The 20466-nt window shown below is 68.9% G+C and carries 19 protein-coding genes and 1 pseudogene; 11 read left to right on the forward strand and 9 right to left on the reverse strand.

The features are described from left to right. Window positions 1-47 precede the first annotated feature (47 nt). Both FB468_RS13655 and FB468_RS13660 read left to right on the forward strand, forming a co-directional pair. The gene (locus FB468_RS13655; protein WP_141887834.1) at window positions 48-1571 is read left to right on the forward strand and encodes an aldehyde dehydrogenase family protein; all 1524 of its coding nucleotides are present in this window, start codon (window positions 48-50) and stop codon (window positions 1569-1571) included. Between the two features lie 47 nt (window positions 1572-1618). Next, window positions 1619-2410, forward strand: a complete 792-nt coding sequence (locus FB468_RS13660) for an SDR family NAD(P)-dependent oxidoreductase (RefSeq protein ID WP_141887835.1) — start codon at window positions 1619-1621, stop codon at window positions 2408-2410. A gap of 172 nt (window positions 2411-2582) precedes the next feature. On the opposite strand, the gene FB468_RS13665 is transcribed toward FB468_RS13660, so the two are convergent. The 7 genes and pseudogenes from FB468_RS13665 to FB468_RS13690 form a co-directional block, all read right to left on the reverse strand. Next, entirely contained in the window at window positions 2583-3143 is a 561-nt protein-coding gene (locus FB468_RS13665) for a PACE efflux transporter (protein WP_211359137.1), read from the reverse strand. A gap of 256 nt (window positions 3144-3399) precedes the next feature. Continuing rightward, window positions 3400-4125, reverse strand: coding sequence for an amidase family protein (locus FB468_RS17615; RefSeq protein WP_342777254.1), 726 nt, complete (start codon window positions 4123-4125; stop codon window positions 3400-3402). A gap of 127 nt (window positions 4126-4252) precedes the next feature. After that, window positions 4253-4807: pseudogene (locus FB468_RS17620) on the reverse strand (amidase family protein); the annotation flags it as partial. A 79-nt stretch (window positions 4808-4886) separates the two neighbouring features. Beyond that, window positions 4887-6689, reverse strand: a complete 1803-nt coding sequence (locus tag FB468_RS13675) for an ABC transporter ATP-binding protein (protein WP_141887836.1) — start codon at window positions 6687-6689, stop codon at window positions 4887-4889. Beyond that, window positions 6689-7582 (reverse strand): ABC transporter permease, encoded by an 894-nt coding sequence (locus FB468_RS13680; RefSeq protein WP_425460814.1) that lies wholly within the window; start codon window positions 7580-7582, stop codon window positions 6689-6691. The genes FB468_RS13675 and FB468_RS13680 overlap by 1 nt, the downstream gene beginning before the upstream one ends. A 2-nt stretch (window positions 7583-7584) precedes the next feature. Further along, window positions 7585-8532, reverse strand: coding sequence for an ABC transporter permease (locus FB468_RS13685; RefSeq protein ID WP_141887837.1), 948 nt, complete (start codon window positions 8530-8532; stop codon window positions 7585-7587). Between the two features lie 80 nt (window positions 8533-8612). Continuing rightward, window positions 8613-10133 carry an ABC transporter substrate-binding protein gene (locus FB468_RS13690; RefSeq protein WP_141887838.1) on the reverse strand — a complete coding sequence of 507 codons (1521 nt, stop codon included), beginning with the start codon at window positions 10131-10133 and terminating at the stop codon, window positions 8613-8615. A gap of 336 nt (window positions 10134-10469) precedes the next feature. On the opposite strand from FB468_RS13690, the gene FB468_RS13695 reads away from it, so the two are divergent. Both FB468_RS13695 and FB468_RS17465 read left to right on the forward strand, forming a co-directional pair. Next, the gene (locus tag FB468_RS13695; protein WP_246055895.1) at window positions 10470-11084 is read left to right on the forward strand and encodes a FadR/GntR family transcriptional regulator; all 615 of its coding nucleotides are present in this window, start codon (window positions 10470-10472) and stop codon (window positions 11082-11084) included. A gap of 6 nt (window positions 11085-11090) precedes the next feature. Further along, the gene (locus FB468_RS17465) at window positions 11091-11255 is read left to right on the forward strand and encodes a hypothetical protein (protein WP_246055896.1); all 165 of its coding nucleotides are present in this window, start codon (window positions 11091-11093) and stop codon (window positions 11253-11255) included. A gap of 254 nt (window positions 11256-11509) precedes the next feature. On the opposite strand, the gene FB468_RS13705 is transcribed toward FB468_RS17465, so the two are convergent. Next, window positions 11510-12754, reverse strand: coding sequence for an MFS transporter (locus tag FB468_RS13705; protein WP_141887839.1), 1245 nt, complete (start codon window positions 12752-12754; stop codon window positions 11510-11512). A gap of 455 nt (window positions 12755-13209) precedes the next feature. Between FB468_RS13705 and FB468_RS13710 the strand changes: the two genes are divergently transcribed. The 7 genes from FB468_RS13710 to FB468_RS13740 all read left to right on the forward strand — a co-directional run bounded on the left by FB468_RS13710 (window position 13210) and on the right by FB468_RS13740 (window position 19575). Next, window positions 13210-13668, forward strand: coding sequence for an Lrp/AsnC family transcriptional regulator (locus FB468_RS13710; protein ID WP_121076236.1), 459 nt, complete (start codon window positions 13210-13212; stop codon window positions 13666-13668). Window positions 13669-13806: 138 nt separating this feature from the next. Continuing rightward, window positions 13807-14895 carry a prephenate dehydrogenase gene (locus tag FB468_RS13715; RefSeq protein ID WP_141887840.1) on the forward strand — a complete coding sequence of 363 codons (1089 nt, stop codon included), beginning with the start codon at window positions 13807-13809 and terminating at the stop codon, window positions 14893-14895. After that, the gene (gene cmk, locus FB468_RS13720) at window positions 14895-15629 is read left to right on the forward strand and encodes a (d)CMP kinase (RefSeq protein WP_141887841.1); all 735 of its coding nucleotides are present in this window, start codon (window positions 14895-14897) and stop codon (window positions 15627-15629) included. Before FB468_RS13715 ends, cmk begins: the two co-directional genes overlap by 1 nt. 143 nt (window positions 15630-15772) lie before the next feature. After that, window positions 15773-17188: a ribosome biogenesis GTPase Der gene (gene der, locus FB468_RS13725; protein ID WP_246055981.1), complete on the forward strand. Its 1416-nt coding sequence runs from the start codon at window positions 15773-15775 to the stop codon at window positions 17186-17188. A 2-nt stretch (window positions 17189-17190) separates the two neighbouring features. After that, complete coding sequence (locus FB468_RS13730; RefSeq protein WP_141887843.1) at window positions 17191-17694, forward strand: hypothetical protein; 504 nt, start codon at window positions 17191-17193, stop codon at window positions 17692-17694. Then, window positions 17687-18586, forward strand: coding sequence for a DUF817 domain-containing protein (locus FB468_RS13735; protein WP_246055897.1), 900 nt, complete (start codon window positions 17687-17689; stop codon window positions 18584-18586). Before FB468_RS13730 ends, FB468_RS13735 begins: the two co-directional genes overlap by 8 nt. After that, complete coding sequence (locus FB468_RS13740; protein ID WP_141887844.1) at window positions 18583-19575, forward strand: hypothetical protein; 993 nt, start codon at window positions 18583-18585, stop codon at window positions 19573-19575. Before FB468_RS13735 ends, FB468_RS13740 begins: the two co-directional genes overlap by 4 nt. A 98-nt stretch (window positions 19576-19673) precedes the next feature. Here the strand turns inward: FB468_RS13740 and FB468_RS13745 are convergent, their stop codons facing one another. After that, window positions 19674-20333: a DUF4190 domain-containing protein gene (locus FB468_RS13745; protein WP_141887845.1), complete on the reverse strand. Its 660-nt coding sequence runs from the start codon at window positions 20331-20333 to the stop codon at window positions 19674-19676. Window positions 20334-20466 lie beyond the last annotated feature (133 nt).

The following is a 20466-nucleotide window of genomic DNA, read 5'->3' on the forward strand; positions in this document are numbered from 1 at the left end:
GATCCTCACCGCACTCCCGCACCCCGCACGACAGCAAGGATCCAGCAATGACCGCCACATCCGCCGCATCGACTGCTCCCGAGCTCGGCACCCCCGAACTCCGCGCCCCCGCGGGCGCCCTGCCCATCGGCAAGGGCTGGCGCGACCTCGCCGAATCGTCTGACATCGTCTTCCCGTTCGACGGCTCCGTGTTCGCGCACGCGCCGGTGAGCACGGCCGCCGACTCCCGCGACGCGCTCGACGCCGCTGAGGCCGCCCGCCCCGAGGTCGCGGCGCTCACGACCGCCGAGCGCAAGGCGATCTTGCAGGGTATCCATGACCGCCTCCGCGCCGACGCGCAGCGCTTCGAGGACCTCCTCGTGCTCGAAACTGGCAAGCCCCGCGCCGACTGCCGGGTCGAGGTGAACCGCACGATTGTCACGCTGCAGGCCACGATCGAAGAGGCCTCGCACGTCACCGGCGAGACCGTCCCGCTCGACGTGCAAGAGCTCGGCCGCGGCATGATCGGCTACTACACGCGCAAGCCCGCGGGCGTGATCGTCGCGATCGCCGGCTTCAACTACCCCCTGCTGCTCGCGACCCACAAGCTCGCGCCCGCGATCGCCGCGGGCTGCCCGGTCATCGTGAAGCCCGCGCCGAACACCCCGCTCGCCACGCTCGAGCTGCTCGCGATCACGCGCGACGTGCTCGCGGAGCACGGCGTCACTGGCGCGGCAGTCCAGCTCGTGAACGGCGGCCCGGAGGTCGGTGAGACGCTCGTGCAGGATCCGCGTGCGGCCGTCGTTTCCTTCACCGGATCGGCGAAGATTGGGCATCTCATCGCGAAGCAGGCGGCTCCGCGCAAGGCGCTGCTCGAACTCGGCTCGAACACGGGCTTCATCGTCGCGGCCGACGCCGATATTGAGGCCGCGGTCGACGCGGTGTTCCGCGGTGGCTTCTACGCGAACGGGCAGGCGTGCATCTCGGTGCAGCGCGTCGTGCTTGAGAGCCCGATCGCCGAGCGGTTCACCGCCCGCCTCATTGAGCGCATGGGCGAGATCGTCGTCGGTGATCCCCGTGACATCACGACGAACGTTGCGCCCGTCATCAACGAGGCATCGGGGGAGCGGATCCGTGCGATGGTGGATCGCGCCCTCGCCGCGGGCGCCGCGCTCCTGACGCCAGGCACGATCCCCGCGGGCGGCGCTGAGGACGAGACCGCCGCGGCCGTGCCGCCGATCGTGCTCGGCGATGTGCCCCGCGAGGTTGACGCCTGGTGCGAGGAGATCTTTGGCCCGGTCGTCTGCCTCACCACGGTGGACTCGGTTGACGAGGCCATCGACCTCGTCAACGACTCGCGCTACGGGCTGCAGGCCGCCGTCTACACGGCGTCGCTCGAGTCGGCCTTCGCCGCGATCGAGCGGCTCGAGGTCGGCGGCGTCGTCGTGAACGAGATCCCCGGCTTCCGCTCCGACATCATGCCCTACGGCGGTGTGAAAGACTCCGGCATCGGCCGCGAGGGCCCGCGCTACGCGATCGAGGAGTACACGGTCACCCGCATGGCGATGATTCGTCCGAGGGCACGCTCTTAACGGGCCGCCCCGCTCACCACGTTTCCCAGACTCAAAGGACTCAAAACATGACCGCCGTTGACTACTCCAAGTTGTTCCGCCTCGATGCGCGCACCGTCGTCGTGATTGGCGGCGGCAGCGGCATCGGCCGCGAGTCCGCCCAGGCGCTCGCCGCGCACGGCGCGCACGTCGTCGTCGCAGACCTCAAGATTGAGGGCGCTGACGAGACCGTGCAGCTCATCGCCGAGGCCGGCGGATCGGCCGAGTCGTTCCAGCTCAACGTGCTCGACGACGCCGAGGTTGAGGCAGCGGCGGAGCGCTTCGGCACCGCCAGCGCGCTCGTGTTTACTGCTGCGACGAACGTGCGCAAGCGCATGGAGGACTACACGCTCGACGAGTTCGACCGAGTCGTGAACCTGAACATGCGCTCGTCGTTCCAGCTCATCCGCCATTTCGGCAAGCGGTTCGCGGCAAACGGCGGCGGATCGATCATCGGCTTCGCCTCGATCCGCGCGCAGGTCGTTGAACCCGGGCAGGGCGTCTACGCCGCGACAAAGGCCGGCCTCGTGCAGCTCGCGAAGACCGCTGCTGCCGAGTTCGGTCCGCAGGGCGTGCGCGTGAACGTCGTCGCACCTGGCGTTGTCGAGACCCCGCTGACGGCCCAGATCAAGGCGAACCCCGAGTGGTACGACGCCTACGCGAAGAAGAGCGCCTTCGGCCGCTGGTCGCGCCCCGAGGAGCTCGCGGGCGCCGTCGTGTACCTCGCGAGCGACGCCTCATCGTTCGTGACGGGCTCGACGCTCATGGTCGACGGCGGCTGGACCGCGATCGACGGCCGCTTCACCCCGCCGGCTTCCTAGCGCACGCGCGAGCCCGCCCACCGACTCCGGCGGCCTTCCCCAACTTTCCCCAAGTTCGGCCCCGGTTCCCCCAGGGAGTCGCCGAATCGGCCCTCCCAACAGCGCACCCCCTTCCCGGTACAGGGAAGGGGGTGCGTTGCGTGCGCGGAAGCGCGGGAGCGAGCGAAGCGAACTACTTCGCCGACTCCGGCAGGCCGACGAGCTTGTCGAACGCCCACGAGTACACGTAGGTGAACACGAGGAAGAACACGAGCAGGCTTGCCTCGATCATGAACGCTTCGACGAGGCTCACCTTGAGCATGAACGCGACGAGCGGGATCGTGAAGATGAGCACGCCACCCTCGTACCCGAAGGCGTGGCCGAGGCGCACGAGCACCCCGCGGCCGGTCCAGCCGAAGCGGCGCTCGGCGCGCTCGAAGAGCGTGTTCCAGACGTAGTTCCAGATCGTCGCCGTCGTCGATAGCAGGATCGCGGTGAGGGTCGCCTGCCCGCCGGCGTGGCCAAGCAGGCCGCCGAGCACAAATACGGTGAAGACGACGCTGAGGATCTCGTAGCCGCCGACAAAGATCACGCGGCGAAAGATCGGGTGCATCGCCGCGCGCGGCTCCGCGTCGGGCGACGCGGCGGCGGGAAGGGAGGGCACCCCGGCGACCTGAACGGTGCCGGTGGTGGGGATGGACAGGGTTGCGGTAGCGGGCGCTATCGACAGATCGTGGTGGCCTTGGCCGGTCACGGGTATCACTCCAGAAGCGAAAGATTCGTTGCAGAGGGGTCTTGGCGTGACCGCACCTCTGAATTGCGGATTGCAACGTATTTCAAGAATATATCAACGGAATCAGTTGTGCCAAATTGAGAATGTGGCAAAAAGGTCACTATTTTGGGTCTGGAGCTGCGGAAGATGTCGCAGTGCTGCGAGGGGAGCAGCGAGGGGCCTCGGCCGGTGTGCCTACCAACCGTGGCCCCTCACAGCGCGCATGGCGCGGCGTCCGCTATGGAATCGCGTTCCAGTCGACCTCGGCGCCCGCACCGCGCACAGTTTCGAACCAGTGGGCGACCCGCATGAGGCGGTCGTCTGAGCCGATGGGGCCGGCGATCTGCAGGCCGACCGTGCGGCCGTCAGCCTGGATGCCGGCGCCGATCGACACGGCGGGCTGGCCCGACATGTTGTACGGCACGGTAAACGAGATGTGGCCCATCGTGGCGAGCGGGTCGGTGATGGGCATGGGATCCTCAGCGGGGAACGCGGCGACCGGGGTCACCGGCGAAAGCACGAGGTCGTAGGGTGCGGTCGCGAGGCGCGTGAGCCTCGCCATCTCGTCCGAGCAGTTGCGATTTCGCACCGTCTCCGCCGCCGTGAAGTCCTTGCCCGCCGAGCACCAGTCGACGATGAACGGCAGCACGGCCGCGCGCTCGGCCTCGCTCAGAAGCTCGAGGTCGGCGTACGAACGTGACCGCCAGAAGTTCACGAGCCCGTCGAGCACCTCAGCGCCGACGAACGGGGCGAGCGGTTCGACGGTCGCGCCCGCGTCTGCGAAGAGCGACGCCGCCCGCTCGATGATCGCGAGCGTTTCGGGCTCGACGTCGAGGCCCGAGCCCGCATCGAGCTGAACAGCGACCCGGAGGCCCGCGGGCGCGAGCGGCGTGAGCGACCAGTCCATCTCGCGGTACTCGCGGGTGAGGTAGTCGCGCACGTCGGGCTTCGCGACGATCGACATGAGCCGGATCGAGTCGGCTGCGGTGCGCGTGAGGGGGGCCAGCCGCGCGGCCCGTGTACGGCACGTCGAGGGGGATGAGCCCCTCGCTCGGCTTCAGCGCGGTGAGCCCCTGCCAGGTGCCCGGCAGGCGGATCGAGCCGCCGATGTCGGTGCCGATGTGGAGCGGGCCGTAGCCCGCAGCGGCCGCCGCACCCGCACCGGCGCTTGAACCGCCCGAGGTGTGGGCCGGGTTGAGCCCGCCGCGCGTGATGCCGTGCAGGCTGGAGACGCCGGAGGAGAGCATGCCCCAGTCGGGCATCGTCGTGGAGCCGACGATGACGACGCCGGCCTCGAGCAGCCTGTCGGTCGTGGGCGCGTTCGCGGCCGCGATCGGCGGGTTCGGGAGTGCGGTGCCAGACGGCTTCGGGCGGCCAGCGCGCGCGACGTTCTCCTTCACCGTGCCCGGCACGCCGTCGAAGGGGCTGAGCTGCTCACCCGCGGCCCAGCGGGCGGTCGACTCGGCCGCGTCGGCGCGCACCTCGTCGGGCTCGTGCAGGTAGAGCGCGTTCAGCTCGGGCTCGCGCTCGGCGACGCGGGCGAGCACGTGTTCCGCGACCTCGGTCGGCGTGAGCGTTCCCGCGGCGTAGCGCTTGGAGAGCGTTCCCGCGTCGAGGAAGGCGTATTCGGTTGTGGAGTGAGACATCGGTGCCTTTCGCGCGGGGTGAAACGGGTGGAACAGGTGAATCAGGAAAGCGGCTGAAACAGAACGTCGGGGAGGGCGGCTACGCGCTCCCCGAGAGCAGCTCCTGCCTGAGCGTGAGCGACGAGTCGATGAGCCGCTTCGTGTACGGGTGCTGGGGGTCGCGGTAGACCGTCTCGGTCTCGCCTGCCTCGACGATCTCGCCGGACTGCATGACGATGACCGAGTCGCAGAGGTGCCGGACCACGTTCAGGTCGTGCGAGACGAACACGAGGGTGAGCCCGTACTCGTCGACGAGGTCTGCGAGCAGGTTGAGCACCTGCGCACGCACCGACACGTCGAGGGCGCTCACGGGCTCGTCGGCGACGACGACCGCGGGCCGGCAGACGAGGGCGCGCGCGATCGAGATGCGCTGCCTTTGGCCGCCCGAGAACTCGTGCGGGTAGCGCTCGGCGGCCGACGCGGGAAGGCCCACGGCCTCGAGCATCTCAGCGACCATGCGCGAGCGGTCGGCCGCGGTCTCGTTCCTGCCGCGGACGAGCAGGGGCTCCGAGATGATCTGCTCGACGCTCATGCGCGGGTCGAGCGAGCCCATCGGATCTTGGAACACGATCTGCAGCTGCTGGCGAAGCTCCCGAAGCTGCGCTTCCTTCGCGCCCGCGACCTCGTTGCCGACGACTACGGCCGAGCCGGAGGTCGGCTGGTCGAGGCCCGCGAGGATGCGGAGCAGCGTCGACTTCCCCGATCCCGATTCGCCGACGACGCCGAGGCGGCCGCCGCGCGGCACCTCGAATGAGATCCCCTTGAGCGCGTGCACCTCCGCCGCGGGCTTGAACAGGCTCGTCTTGCCGCGCGTGTAGGTGCGCACGAGGTCGGTGACTCGCATGACGGGCTCCGCGCCGGGATCCGCAGCCGCGCGCTGGGCGACGTGCTCGCGCTCGGCCGCTGTGTTTGTGGGCAGCGCCGCGTGCTCCTCAACCTCGCGGTCGGCCGCGGGATCCACGGTCGGCGGCACGTAGTCGCGCGCGCTCGCAACGGTGAACAGGCGCCCGTCGGCGTCAGTCGCCTCGAGGTCGGAGGCTGCGAGCAGGCCTCGCGTGTACGGGTGCTGGGGGCGCGTGAAGATCTCGTCGGTCGGGCCCTCCTCGACGATCCTGCCGTCGTTCATCACGAGCACGCGCGTGCACATGTTCGCGACGACGGCGAGGTCGTGCGTGATGAAGAGGAGCCCGGTGCCGCGTTGCTTCACGAGCTCAAGAATGAGGTCGAGCACCTGCCGCTGCACGGTCACATCGAGCGCCGTCGTCGGCTCGTCGCAGAGCAACAGCGCCGGGTCGTTCGCAAGCGCCATCGCGAGCATCACGCGCTGGCGCTGCCCGCCCGACAGCTGGTGCGGGTAGGCGCGGGCCGCCTGCGCGGGATCAGGGAGCTTCACCGCGTCGAGCATCTCGATCGCGCGCTGTTTCGCCTCGGCCTTGCCTTTCACGAGCCCGTGCTGCGTCATGATCTCGGCGACCTGGTCGCCGGCGCGCATGAGCGGGTTGAGCGCCGTGAGTGGCTCCTGGAACACCATTGCCATGTCGCGGCCGCGGATCTTCATGAGCTCGCGCTCAGACGCCTCCAGTAGGTTGCCGTCGCGGCCGTCCTGCTGAGCGGCGCCGCGCAGCGTCACCGAGCCGTCGGCCGTCACGCCGTTCGGCAGCAGCCCGAGGAGTGCGGTCGTGGTCATCGACTTGCCCGAGCCGGATTCGCCGATGAGGCCGATCCGCTCGCCCTGCCGCATGTGCAGCGAGAAGTCGTGCACGAGCGTGCGGTGCGCGGTGCGTACGTTCAGGTGGTCGACCGCGAGCAGCGTGTCGGTTCCCGTTGTCAGGTTCGTTGCCATCAGCTGCGGCTCCCGTTCAGCTTGGGGTCGAAGCGGTCACGGAGACCGTCGCCGAGGAGGTTGAAGCCCATCACCGCAAGCGCGATCGCTGCGCCGGGGAAGATCGCGAGCAGCGGGTGGGTGCCGAGGAACTGCTGCGACTCCTGCAGCATGCGGCCCCACGACGGGGTGGGCGGCGGGGTGCCGAGCCCGAGGAAGCTCAGCGCGGCTTCGGCGAGCACGGCGAGCGCGAACGCGACCGAGCACTGCACGACCACGATGCCGATGATGTTGGGGAGGACGTGGCGCACGGCGATCCTGAACCGCGACTGGCTCGCCGCCCGCGCCGCGAGCACATACTCGGTGCTCATCACCTGCAGGGTGCCCGAGCGCGCGACGCGCGCGAACCCGGGGATCGTCGAGACGCCGATCGCGACCATCGCCGTGAGCGTCGAGGCGCCGAACACCGCCGCCGACATGATCGCGAGCAGCAGCGCGGGGAACGCGAGCACGATGTCTGAGGAGCGCATGATGACCTCCTCAACCCAGCCGCCGCGGATGCCAGCCCAGATGCCAAGCGGCGTGCCGATGAGCAGCGCGATGCCGACCGAGACGAGGCCGACGAACAGGGTGATGCGCGCGCCCACGAGCATGCCCGAGAACAGGTCGCGGCCGTACTTGTCGGTGCCGAACCAGTGCTCAGCGCTCGGCCCCTGCAGCCGGTCTGGCGCGTTCACCTGCACGGGGTCGAACGGGGTCCAGAAGAACGACACGATCGCGGTGACGACGACGATGCCGACGAGCACCATGCCAACGATGAGCGTGGGGGAGAGGCCGCGGCGCTTCCGCGGCGCGCGTGGCGCCGAGATCGCGCTCGTGCGCGGGCCCTGCGAGGACTTCGAGGTCTGGCTCACGGCTAGGCCCCCTTTCGCATACGCGGGTCGACGATCGTGTAGAGCACGTCGATGAGCAGGTTGAGGATCAGAGTGATCGCGACGAGCACCATCACGACCGACTGCACGGTGAGCAAATCACGGTTCCCGACCGCGTCGAGCAGCATCGACCCTAGGCCCGGGATGACGAACACGCGCTCGATGACGACGGCGCCGATGATGAGCGCCGCGAGCTGCACCCCGGTGACGGTGATGACCGGGATCGCGGCGTTGCGCATGCCGTGCTTGAGTAGCGCACCCGTCGGGCTCAGGCCCTTCGAGCGGGCGGTGCGCAGGTAATCTTCGCTCATGATCTCGAGCACGGCCGAGCGCACGTAGCGGGTGAGGATCGCGCCCTGCACCGACGCGAGCGCGAGCACGGGAAGAATGAGGCGGCGCACGAAGTCGCCGAAGTTTTCGCCGGGCGGCGTCCAGCCGCCAGCGGGGAGCCAGCCAAGGCCGACCGCGAAGACAAGCACGAGCAGGATGCCCGCGAGGAAGCCGGGGATCGCGACGCCGAGCTGGCTGCCGGCCCCGATGAGGATCCCGGAGGCGTTGCGGTGCTTGACCGCGGCGATCGTGCCGAGCGGGATCGCGATCGCGAGCGCGACGATCATCGCCGTGACGACGAGGATGAGGCTCACCTGCAGCCTGTCGAACACGAGCGGGCTGATGTCTTGCCTGGTGATGTAGGAGGTGCCGAAGTCGCCGGTGAGGAGGCCCCCGACCCAGTCGAAGTACTGGACGAAGAGCGGCCGGTCGGTGCCGAACTCGTGCTGCAGCTGCGCGACGAGCTCGGGGCTCGCGTTCGTGCCGAGGGCAACCTGCGCGGGGTCGCCGGGGATGAGCCGCATGAACAGGAACACGACGACTGTCGCGACGAGGAACGTCGCCGCGAAGCGCGCGAGATTGATGAGAATCCGAATGGCCATGCCGTGGTCCTAGGGGTTGAGAGCGTGGAGCGAACCGGTGTTGTGGGCGCGCCTCAGCGCACCCACAACACCGCGTCAGGCTACTTCCAGGAGAGCCCGGTGAGATCGAGCGACTCGACGATCGCGTTCTCGGGAACGCCGTCGAGGCCCGCCTTCGTGATGACGATGTTCGGGAAGAGGAACAGCACGCCGCTCGCGGCGTCGTCGACGATCTGGCGCTGCACGTCCTGCATACCCGAGATGTAGCCGGCCTCGTCGGCCTCATCGGCAGCAGTGACGAGCGGAGCGATCTTCGAGTTGTCGTACCCGATGTAGTAGTCGGGGTTGTTGAAGACGGTGAGCACGTCGCGCGCTTCGACCGCGAGCACGGTGGTCATCTCGAAGTTGTGGTTCGTGAAGACGTCGTCGAGCCAGACTGCCGGGAACTCGGAGGACTCGATGGTGACGTCGATGCCGACGTCCTTGAGCTGCGAGACGACGATCTCGGACACGGCCTGCGCGTAGGGGCGGGTCGGCACCTTGTAGGTGACCTTCAGGTTCTCCTTGCCGGCCTCCTTGAGCAGCGCCTTCGCCTTCTCGGGGTCGTAGGCGTACTGGTCGTTGAGGTCGACGTAGTAGGGCTCCTTCGGGGTGACGAAGGTCGCGTCGAGCGAGCCGTAGCCGTTCCACGCGGTGTCGATGATCGCCTGGCGGTCGAGCGCGTAGAGCACGGCCTGGCGGACGCGAACGTCATTGAACGGCTCGGTGCGGTTGTTGAACGACAGCGAGATCTCGCCCGAGGAGGTGCCGCTCGTCACGGTGAACGCGTCGTCGGTCTCGAAGGTGCTCACAAGCTCGGGGGCCTGGAGGTTCACGATCGCGTCGACGTCGCCCGTGCGGAGCGCGTTCGTCGTCGCTGTCGCGTCAGCGAAGTACTTCAGCGTGACGCCCTCGACACCGGGCTTGTCGCCCCAGTAGTCGTCGCGGGTGGCGAGCTCGATCGACTCGTTCTGCTTCCACGACTCGACCGTGTACGGGCCTGTGCCGACGGGGGCGTTCGCGAGGTCCGCGACGCCGTTCTCGGTGAAGATCGCGCCGACGGGGGTGGCGATGTCGAACAGCCAGGCGTTCGACGGGCGCGAGAGGTGCACGGCGACCTCGGTGTCTGAGACGACCTCGACGCTCTCGACGACGTCCATCTTCGCCTTGAGCGTGGTGGTCCAGTCGGTCTTCACGCGCTCGAAGCTGAACTTCACGTCGTTCGCGGTGAACGCGTCGCCGTTCGAGAACGTCGCGCCGTCCTGCAACGTGAAGGTGTAGGTCTTGCGGTCGTCTGAGAGCTTCCACTCCTTGGCGAGGAGCGGCACGATCTCGCCGTCCTGGTTCACCTCGACGAGGCCCTCGTAGACGTTCGTCATGAGCGCCTGCGGGATAGCGGAGCCCGCGGTCGTCGTGAAGTCGAGGTTCACGGGGGCGCCGGTGAGGGCGATCGTTGCGGTGGTCTCGGTGGAGCCGGAGTCGCCGCCGGTGCTGCCGCCCGAGCCTGCCGAGCAGCCGGTGAGGGCGAGCGCGCCCGCCGTGATGATCGCCGCGGCGATGGAGAGAGTTGTCTTACGACGCATAGTGCTTCCTGTCACAACTTGGGCCGGCTACGTCGCCGGCGATGGTGAGTTGGGGTTCTGCGGAGTTGAACGGGGGTTTTCGGTTGGTGTTTCGGGGCGGGTCGCGGGGTGTGCGGCCCATGTTGACGCGATCTGGTGGGGTGTCACCTCTTGGGGCGAGTCGGCTCTGACGCGCGCCTCGCGCCGCGAGGATTCAAACTAGGATACATGGTAAGACCACTTGTGGGGCGCTACTATCTGAGAGAGTTTCCCGATACCGATCGTGTAACCTCTCCCGCCCCGCGCGGGTCACTCCCCGGCGCGCGACCGCCACGTTCCACAGATGGAGAGTCACCGTTGACACCCACCCACAGCTTCACCCCGGCGGTGCCGGTGTTGACCTACCAGCGCATCGTCGAGCAGGTGGAGTCGGCGATCCTCTCCGGCGAGATTCCGGTCGGCACGCAGCTCTCGAGCGAGCGCGACCTGATGGTGCAGTTCGGCGTGAGCCGGCCGACGGTGCGCGAGGCGCTCCGCGTGCTGCAGAGCATGGGGCTCATCGAGCCGAAACCGGGTACGCGTGGCGGCCCGGTCGTGCTCGCGCCCTCACCCGAGACGCTGGAGCGCTCCTTCCGAGCGATGCTCGGTACGGCGTCGCTTGGGCTCGCGGAGCTCGTGCAGTTTCGTATCGTGCTCGACGGCTCCGCCTCCGAACTCGCGGCCGTGCTGCACACCGACGAACAGCTCGAGCGGATGCGTGAGGCAGTGACCCGCATGCGCGAGGTCGCTGAGGGCGGCAGCGGAACAGGCGGGGCACAGCCGAGTGACGCCGAGTTCGCCGACGCTGACCTCGCGTTCCACCGCACCGTGTGGGAGGCGAGTGGCAACCAGGTGCTGCAGCTCAGCGGGCAGGCGGTCTCGGGCGCGCTCCGGGCGCTCGTGCAGCGCGACCTCGAACGCGGCTCGGGCTAGAGCGCGGTGCGGCTCGACTCGGCGCGCATCGACTCCGGGCTGTTCGAGGCGATTGAGCGGCGCGACTCGGCCGAGGCTGGGCGCATCGCGCGTGGGGCCATCGCCGACCGCTTCAGCTCAATGCTCTCGGACGACGAGCGCCGGGCACTCGCGGCGATCACCGGCCCGTAGGGCGGCCGCCGCGGCCCGGGATCGATCGGCCAAAACACCCGCTTCGCACCGAATCACCCGGATTTTTCACGTATTTTCCGGGTGAATCGGGTCAAACTGGGTACATTGGCCGGCGGCTTGGGCGGCTTGGGCGGCTTGGGCGGCTTGGGCGGCTTGGGCGGAGTGGGCTGGTGCAGGAGGCTGCGGCCACGCGGGCCGAGCGGAGCAGGCGGGGACGGGTGTAGCTCGGCAGCGGCCGGCGGCCACGCGGGCGGCTACCCCTGGCGTGCTCCGCGGAACGCCGCCACCGCGAGCCCCGCGCACGCCAGCGCGATCGCACCCGTGAACGCCAGGACCGCCGGGGTGAGCCCGAACGCCGAGGCTGCGACGCCAAGCCCGAGCACGGGCAGCGTGCTGCCGAGGTAGGTGACCGCGTAGATCGTGTTCACGGTTGCCGCGTGGCGCTCGACGGGCACGGACGCAACCGCCGCCCCAAACACCTGCTGGAACGCGATGCCCTGCCCCGCCCCAGCGATGAGGCACGCGGCGACAGTCAGCGACGGGCTAGCCGCAGCCGTGGCCACGCCGAGCAGCAGGGTTCCAGCGGCGAACGCGGTCAGCCCGATCGGCGCGGCCCACCTTCCGCGCACCGCGAAGAGCTGCGCCCCAGACGACGCCAGCAGTACGAGCGAGGCGAGCAGCCCGAGCATCGGCCGCGAGGTCGCGTTGAAGAGGTCGGCGAAGTGCTCGGGCGCGAGCGACAGGCAGAACCCGAGAAACGCGAAGCTCACGAAGCCGACGATGGCGGCGGTGCGGATTGCCGGCGCGGCGCTCGCAACGGCGATAACCGTGCCCGTGTCAGTCGTCATGGTTCTGGGTGCCGGGGTGGCGCCCGCCGCCATGCCTGCGGGGCGGCATTCGTTGCGGGGAGCGGCAAGCATGATGAGCGGCACGAGCGCGAGCAGCAGACCCGCCCACACGAAGAATGGGGTGCGCGTGGGGGAGCCGACGAGCGACAGCACGCCGCCGAGGATCGGCCCGGCCGCCACACCACCAGACGTCGCGAGCAGCGTGAGCCTGCCGCTGAGGGTCGGCCGACCGGGCAGCAGCACGCGGAGAGCGCTCGAACCCGTTCCCGTCGCGGCCGCGATCGCGAGGCCCTGGACGGCGCGTGCGAGGCAGAACCACGCGAGGGTCGGCGCCAGCGCAAGCCCGAGGGTCGCGGCTGAGGTTGCGAGGAGCGCTGCGATGATGACGGTTCGCCGGTTCGCGCGGGCGCTGATGGGGCGGAACAGCACGAGGCCGACGAGCAGGCTGAGCACATAGCTTGAGAACGCGATGGTGACGCCGAACGCGTCGATGTCGAGCTTGCCACCAATGAGCGGGTACAGCGCAGTCGGGAGGTTCGCGGCGGTGAGAAGCCCGAAGAGGCTGACGATCGTGAGGGTCGCGCGAAGCCGTGGGCGCCGGAGAGAAACGGGCGCGCTGCTCGGGTGCGCGAGGGCATGGGTGGTGCTCAACGTGGTGCTTTCGTACTGGCAACCGGGGTGGTGGTTGCGTGCCGTGCTGCGGGTGCCGGGTGTGGCGTGCAGCGGTGCGGGGAGCGGCTGGTTGGCCGAACCCCGAGGAGTATTCAACCCCACGCCAGCGGGGGCGCGCAAACCGGTGCGACGCCGTGCGAAATGCAGCCCCGATTGGCGCGCCCCTACGCCGCGACGACGCGGCGTACCCACGGGGTCGCGGGTGCACTATGGCAGGGAGTTGCGCTCAATCAGGTGCGGTGTGCAGCGGCCTGGGGTGGTGGTCGGCTGCGGTGCGGAGCCGCCTGGTGGGGAAGCCCGCAAGTGTCGGAGGCGGATGGTGCCGCCTCCCGAGAAGTATTCAATCGAGGGGTGCAAGATTCGCGCAACCGGCTAAGCTTTCAGTACGCAATTTGTATAGCGGTGACCGAAGAATGGAGCGCGAAGTGAGCGAAGTGTATGCCCTCGATGCGACGGATCGTCGAATCCTCGAACAGCTCGACGTCGACGCACGCATGCCCGTCGCGATGATCGCCCACAAACTCGGCCTCGCCCGCGGCACCGTGCAGGCCCGCATCGACAAGATGCAGGCGGCTGACGTGTTCCGGCCGCACAGCGCCCGCGTGAAGCCTGCGGCGTTCGGGCGACCGGTCGCCGCGATGGTGCAGGTCGAGCTCGACCAGCACCTCATTACGGAGGCGATCCGGGCCCTCGCGAGTATCCCCGAGGTGCTCGAGTGCTTCGCGCCCGCAGGCGACACCGACCTGCTGCTGCGCGTCGTTGCGCGCGACCCCGAAGATCTGTACCGGGTGAGCGAAGAGATCAGGCTCTGCCCCGGCATCACCCGCACATCGACGAGCCTCTTCCTCAGGCAGGTCATTCCCTACCGCGTCACGGGGATGCTCGCGGAGTAGTGGAGCAGCGGAGTAGCGCGGCACCCGCCCGAGGATTCCGGTGCGGGGTTTCCCGCGAAGAACCGCTAAAATCGAGGGAGTTTCATCTCCTGGCGCTGGCGAGCGCCCGCAGCGCCACGAACGGAGACCCCACCCGCGATGAATGAACTTGAATCCCGCGTCCGCGGCACCGTGCACATCGTCGGCGCTGGGCTGCTCGGCGCGAGCGTCGGCCTCGGGCTGCGCGAGCGCGGCGTCGACGTCACGCTCGAGGATCTTTCGCCGACCGCTGTCGCGCTCGCCGCAGATTACGGAGCGGGCAGGATCCGGGAGGCCGGCGACCCCGAACCATCCGTCGTGGTGGTCGCGACCCCGCCCGACGTTGTCGCCGATGCCGTGGAGCGGGCGCTCGCCGAGTTCCCTGACGCGGTCGTCACCGACGTCGCAAGTGTGAAGCTCGCCCCCTACCTCGAACTCGTGCGCCGCGGCGCCCCGCTGAAGAACTACGTCGGCTCGCACCCGATGGCGGGCCGCGAGCGCGGCGGCGCGATCATGGCGCGCGCCGACCTCTTCACCGCGCGGCCGTGGGTGATCTGCCGCGACCGCGACACCCCCGCAGAAGCGCTGTCACTCGTTGAGGCGATCGCGCTCGATCTCGGCGGCGTGCTTACCGAGATGACGCCGGAGGAGCACGACCGGTCGGTCGGCCTCGTCTCGCACCTGCCGCAGGTCGTGTCGAGCCTGCTCGCAGCGCGCCTCGTCTCGGCGGAGGAGCAGGCGATCGCACTCGCGGGCGCTGGCCTCAGGGACACGACGAGGATCGCGGCCAGCGATCCTGAACTGTGGGTGCAGATCCTGGGGGCGAACCGCGAGCCGGTCGTCGCGCTGCTCGAGCAGTTCTCGGCCGATGTCGCCGCGTTCACCGCCGCGCTCCGCGACGCCGACGCGCCGGGCGCGAAGCGCCGCGTCGCCGACCTGCTCGCGGCCGGCGGCCGCGGCGTCGGGCGCATCCCCGGCAAGCACGGATCCTCCGAGCGATTCATCACGATCACGGTGCTCATCGACGATACGCCGGGCGAGCTCGGCCGCCTGCTCACCGAACTCGGAGAACTCGGTATTAACATGGAAGACTTGCGCCTTGAGCACTCGCCTGGCGCGCAGATTGGCTTTGCGGAGATCGCCGTGCTGCCAGAAGCCGCCGAACGGGCGGTCGCTGACCTCACCGAGCGCGGATGGAGAACACTGTAATGGGGGCAACACCTCTCGCAACCGAGCCCATTCTCGTCGCGATCGACGGCCCCGCTGGGAGCGGCAAATCGAGCGTGTCCCGGGCCGCCGCTGAGCAGATGGGCTTCGGCATCCTCGACACGGGCGCCGCGTACCGCGCGCTCGCGTGGCTCTCGCTCCACACCGAGACCGATCTTGAGGACGAGGCAGCAGTGCTCGCACTCATGGACGCGTGGTCGTACCGGACCACCCTGCAGGGGGAGCAGCTCATCGGCATCGTGCTCGCCGACGGCGAAGGGTACGACACCTTCGACGTGACGAGCGAGATTCGTGAGCCCGAGATCTCGGGCCAGGTGAGCCGCGTCTCAAAGCACCCGCAGGTGCGTGAACGGCTGAACGCGATGTTCCGCGAGATCGTTGCGACGTCTGGGCTGCCCGGCGTCGTCATCGAGGGGCGCGACATCACGACCGTCGTGGCGCCGGACGCGCCCGTGCGCATCCTGATGACCGCGTCACCCGAGGTGCGCGCGACCAGGCGCCAGGGCGAGTTGCCCGGCGCGACCCACGAGCAGGTGCTCGCTGACATTACGGCCCGCGATGCGAAGGATGCCGCGGTCGTAGATTTTCTGAACCCCGCCCCCGGGGTCACGCTCATTGACACGAGCGACATGAACTTTGGGCAGTCGATCCAAGCTGTGATCGACACCGTTGAGGAGGCCCGCGGGGCCCGCCCATCGAACGAGAAGGAACGATGATGAGCGAAGAACAAGAATTTGACCTGTCGCAGGTCGACCCGAGCGAGATTATCTCGGGCGGCAGCGACGTAGACCTCGATGACGCAGACCTCGACGGCGAAGAGTTCGACGGTAACGTCACCGACGAGGAGCGCCTCCGCGCGATGCGCTCGTCGCTCGACTCGTTCGAGCTCGAGGAAGACGACCGCGACATCCTCACCGCCGACGGCGAGTACGTCGGGTTCGCTGAGCCGAGCCTCGAGGCATTCCCCGTCATCGCGATCGTCGGCCGCCCGAACGTCGGCAAGTCCTCGCTCGTGAACCGCATCCTCGGCCGCCGCGAGGCCGTCGTCGAAGATATCCCCGGCGTCACCCGTGACCGCGTGACCTACCAGGGCCTCTGGAACGACCGCCGCTTCTCGCTCGTCGACACCGGCGGCTGGGAGCCCGACGCTCGCGGCATCGACCAGTCGGTCGCGCTGCAGGCCGAGGTCGCTATCGAACTCTGCGACGTTGTGCTCTTCGTCGTCGACTCGCGCGTTGGCGCGACCGCGACCGACGAGCGCGTCGTGCAGCTGCTGCGTCGCGCGAAGAAGCCCGTCTTCCTCGTCGCGAACAAGGCCGACGACTCGATCCGCGACGGCGAAGTGTCCGAGCTGTGGTCGCTCGGCCTCGGCGAGCCCCGCCCCGTCTCGGCCGCGCACGGCCGCGGCGTCGCCGACCTGCTCGACGACGTCATGAAGGTGTTGCCCGAGGTGTCCGCTGTCGCGCAGCCGAAGCTCGCCGGCCCCCGCCGCGTCGCGCTGCTCGGCCGCCCGAACGTTGGCAAGTCGAGCCTCTTGAACAAGGCCGCCGGCGAGGAACGCGTCGTCGTGAACGAGCTCGCCGGCACCACCCGCGACCCTGTCGACGAGCAGGTCGAGATCGCGGGCCGCGTGTGGACCTTCGTGGACACCGCCGGCATCCGCCGCCGCGTGCACCTGCAGAAGGGCGCCGACTTCTACGCGACCCTGCGCACCTCCGCGGCGCTCGAAAAGGCCGAGGTCGCCGTCGTGCTCATCGACGTGACGCAGGAGATCTCGGACCAGGATCTGCGCATCATCGACCTTGTGCTCGAGTCGGGCCGCGCGCTCGTGCTCGCGTTCAACAAGTGGGACATGCTTGACGATGAGCGTCGCAAGTACCTCGAGCGTGAGATCGAGCAAGATCTCGCGCACGTCGACTGGGCGCCCCGCGTGAACATCTCGGCGCGCACCGGCCGTCACCTCGAGAAGCTCGTGCCCGCTCTTGAGCAGGCGCTCGAGTCGTGGGATACCCGTATCCCGACGGCGAAGTTCAACGCGTTCCTCGCCGAGCTCGTGCAGGAGCACCCGCACCCGCTGCGCGGTGGCAAGCAGCCCCGCGTGCTGTTCGGCACGCAGGTGCAGAACCGCCCGCCGACGTTCGTGCTGTTCGTCTCGGGCTTCCTTGACCCGGGCTACCGCCGCTTCATCCAGCGCCGCCTCCGCGAGACCTACGGCTTCGAGGGCACCCCGATCGTGCTGAACATGCGCATCCGCGAACGGCGTGAGCGACGCTAACGATGCTGGCTCGCGGGAGCCGGGCTCGGCTCCCGCTGCTGCTGGTTGCCGCGCTCGGCATGCCCCTGCTCGGGGGCTGCGGGGCGAGCGGGAGCGCGAACCCGAACACGGTCGCAATCGAATTTGAGGTTGACGGCGACGCGCAGCGCGTCGCCGTCTCACCTAACGACCTCGGATGTTACCCAGGGGAGGCCTCGGGCGGCGTCGGGTTCGAGTTCTCGAAAGAGCCTTTCACCCAGGTGGCCGTCAGCGCTGGTGACCCAGGCAGCATTGAGGTGGCGATCTTCGATGACGATTCAGTGCTCGTCTTTGCCTCTGACGATGCCGACGTTCGAGCGACAGCGCTCCCTGACGGAGCGACCGAATTCACCGTGACAGCTGAAACCAACGACGTTGCCCGGGTACAGCTCGCCGGGGCTGAAGCGGGGTCGATACCAGACCTTTCAGGCGCGCCTCGCTTTGCCGGTTCACTCACTGCGACGCTGAGGTGCGTGGCGCGTGACTGACGCGAGCGGCCTGCCCCCGCACGAGCTCACCCGGCTTGAACGCGCGATCGATCGTGCCGCCAACCGGGTGCTCGTGGGCGCGCCGGCGCGCGGCGTCAGGGCCGTGCTCGTCGAGTGCTCGGTCTTCCTACTCAAGCAGGCGTGGGCGTGCATCTTCGGCGCGCTGCTGCTCGTCGTGCTCGTCGCCGCGCGGCTCTGGTACCCCGACGACGCGATCTTGGCGAGGAATGATGCGCTGACGATCGCGGCGGTCGTGATCCAAATTCTGCTGCTCGTCTTCAAGCTCGAAACGGGCCGGGAATTGTGGGTGATCCTGCTCTTCCACGTCACCGGCACGGTGATGGAGCTCTTCAAGACCGACGTCGGCTCGTGGGCGTATGAGGGCGATGGGATCCTGCGCATCGGCGCCGTGCCGCTCTTCAGCGGGTTCATGTACGCCGCGGTCGGCTCGTACATGGTGCGCGTGTACCGGCTGCATGATCTTCGGTTCGCGCGCTACCCGTCGCGGCTCGTGACGACGGTGATCGCCGCGCTCATCTACGTGAACTTCTTCTCGCACCACTTCATCGTCGACCTGCGGTGGGTGCTGCTCGCCGCGGTGCTCGTGGTGTGGTGGCGCACGACGATGCACTTCCGCGTGTACCGCGTGACGTTGCGCGCCCCGCTGCTTCTCGTCTTCTTTGGCGTCGCGACGTTTATCTGGTTCGCCGAGAACATCGCGACGTGGGCGGGCGCCTGGCTGTACCCGCACCAGGAGGCGGGCTGGGAGCTCGTCTCGCCGCAGAAGCTCATCGCCTGGTTCCTGCTCATGATCATCTCGGTCGTGATGGTGACCTGGGTGTACCCGCCGCGGGAGCCCGAGGCGCGCGAGGCACCCGAGGCGCGCGAGTGAAACGGCTGCTTGGCCGCTCAGAGTTCTGGGCGCTCGCGTGCTTCGGGGCGGCGCTGCCGTGGGTGCTCGCGGGCGACGCGGCAGGCTTCTTTCCGTTCGTGTGCCTGCTCGTCGCGGGGTTCTTCGCGGGCCTCATCGTGATGCGGCAGCTCGCGCGCATCCCATCGCGGCGCGCGGGGCTGTGGGCGCACGTCGGCGTCGCGGCGGCGCTCGCCGTGTTCGGCGCGCTGTTCGTTCCGCGCCTCGGCGACGTGATGGGCTGGCTTCGCCAGGCGCTGCCCGAGCCTGCCGTATCGTTCGTGTGGGCGCTCTGGGTGCCGACGCTGACGCTCTCCGGTGTCGTCTGGCTCACGCTGCTTGCGCGGGCGACCGCGGCGCTCCCCGGCGGGCCCGGCGGGCGTAGCCTGCAGCTCCCGGCGCCAGTTTGGGTGGGAACCACGGACGGCGCCACTGCGGAGTTCACCGCTGTCGAGATGACGAGGCGCGCATACCTGTGGGCCGTAGCCGCGTGCGCTGTCGCGGTGTTCGGGGCCGCGATCTGCGTCTTCGTCGCCGCGGAACCCGTCGTCAGTAGGTGGTCGCCCCGAGTGCTGCTTCTCGCGTTCGGGCTTGGCCTCGTGTTGCCCGTGTTTCTGCTCGCGCGCGCAACCTTCCGCGGCCGTTCTCGCGCCTACAGCGTCGTGTTTACGAAGGGGCGGATGAGGATCAGGGTCGGGGGCGACACCTTTACCTACGTTTTTCGTGACATCGAGGCGTTCACCTGGTGCCCGCGCGGGGAGGCCGCGCGGATAGAGGTGCGCTCGCGGCGAGGGGACCGGTCGCTCCTTGTCGGCATTGCGAAGCCGCTCGCCGGGAAACGCGCCGCGCTACCCGACCTCTCACGCCGGGTGCGCGCTGAGCTCAGCGAGGCCGGGCTGGAAGAGCTGCCGCGGCGCGGCCCAGTGGGCACCTGGCGCTATGGGCGGCCGGTGACTGGCCCGGGGGCATGAACGCGAAAGGGCGGGCCCTCCCACATTGGGAAGGCCCGCCCTGTTCAATAGGCGCCGGGTGAGACGCTGCCCGAGATGCTACCCGGGGTGCCGCTGAGCTAGAACCCGTAGCTCGCAGCGCTCGCGAAGGCCCCGAACGATACCAGCCCGATGAAGAGCACGAGCCCGATCGCTGCAAACGCGAGCATCGCGCCGTTCAGCCACACGCCCCAGAGCGCGAGTGTGCGCTCGGTCGTGTTGCGGCGAAGCGCGAGGATGCCGAGCACAAGGCCGACGATCGGGGCGACGAAGGTCCATGCGCTGAGGATCGACGCGATGCCGATCACGAAGCTCGCGACGGAGAAGCCGTACGCGTTCTTCCCGGGAGCCGGGTTCATGCTCGCAGGCACCGCGTACTGCGGGGCCTGGGGCGGAACGCCGTACTGACCCTGGGGTGCTTGGGGTACCTGGGGTGCCTGGGACGCCTGCGGCGGAACCGCGTACTGCGGCTGCGTGGGCTGAGCCCCGGTGTACGGAGCCTGCGTGGGCTGCGTCAGCGTGGGCTGAACGCCGGTCGCCGGAACCGCGATCTGCGGCGGGACCGTGTACTGCGCCTGTGCTGGAGCCTGTGTCTGCACTGGCGCGGTGTAAACGGGGGCTGCGACGGGGGCCTCGGGGGCCTCAGGCGCTGCCTGTACTCCCTCGGGCAGTTCCTTGGCGACGGCGTCGGGCTGTGCGACTCCATCAGTGAGCTGTTGAGTGTTTGCGTCGGTGGTCATGATGACGATCCTTTCTGCCGTACGCTGCCTTGATATCTCTAGGCTACGAGTTGACCGGTCGTCTGCGCGTCCTGCCCCGGTACCGGGGTCGATAGTACCGGGGTACCTACCGACCCCTAGTGGAAACCCCGAG

The sequence above is a fragment of the Leucobacter komagatae genome (assembly GCF_006716085.1).
Lineage (GTDB): Bacteria > Actinomycetota > Actinomycetes > Actinomycetales > Microbacteriaceae > Leucobacter > Leucobacter komagatae.

Coding starts and splice junctions, on each gene's coding strand:
- FB468_RS13715 (WP_141887840.1), top strand. CDS start 13,807: ATGAATGAACTTGAATCCCGCGTCCGCGGCACCGTGCACATCGTCGGC.
- FB468_RS13690 (WP_141887838.1), bottom strand. CDS start 10,133: ATGCGTCGTAAGACAACTCTCTCCATCGCCGCGGCGATCATCACGGCG.
- FB468_RS13730 (WP_141887843.1), top strand. CDS start 17,191: ATGCTGGCTCGCGGGAGCCGGGCTCGGCTCCCGCTGCTGCTGGTTGCC.
- FB468_RS17615 (WP_342777254.1), bottom strand. CDS start 4,125: ATGTCGATCGTCGCGAAGCCCGACGTGCGCGACTACCTCACCCGCGAG.
- FB468_RS13745 (WP_141887845.1), bottom strand. CDS start 20,333: ATGACCACCGACGCAAACACTCAACAGCTCACTGATGGAGTCGCACAG.
- der (WP_246055981.1), top strand. CDS start 15,773: ATGCGCTCGTCGCTCGACTCGTTCGAGCTCGAGGAAGACGACCGCGAC.
- FB468_RS13660 (WP_141887835.1), top strand. CDS start 1,619: ATGACCGCCGTTGACTACTCCAAGTTGTTCCGCCTCGATGCGCGCACC.
- FB468_RS13675 (WP_141887836.1), bottom strand. CDS start 6,689: ATGGCAACGAACCTGACAACGGGAACCGACACGCTGCTCGCGGTCGAC.
- cmk (WP_141887841.1), top strand. CDS start 14,895: ATGGGGGCAACACCTCTCGCAACCGAGCCCATTCTCGTCGCGATCGAC.
- FB468_RS13655 (WP_141887834.1), top strand. CDS start 48: ATGACCGCCACATCCGCCGCATCGACTGCTCCCGAGCTCGGCACCCCC.
- FB468_RS13685 (WP_141887837.1), bottom strand. CDS start 8,532: ATGGCCATTCGGATTCTCATCAATCTCGCGCGCTTCGCGGCGACGTTC.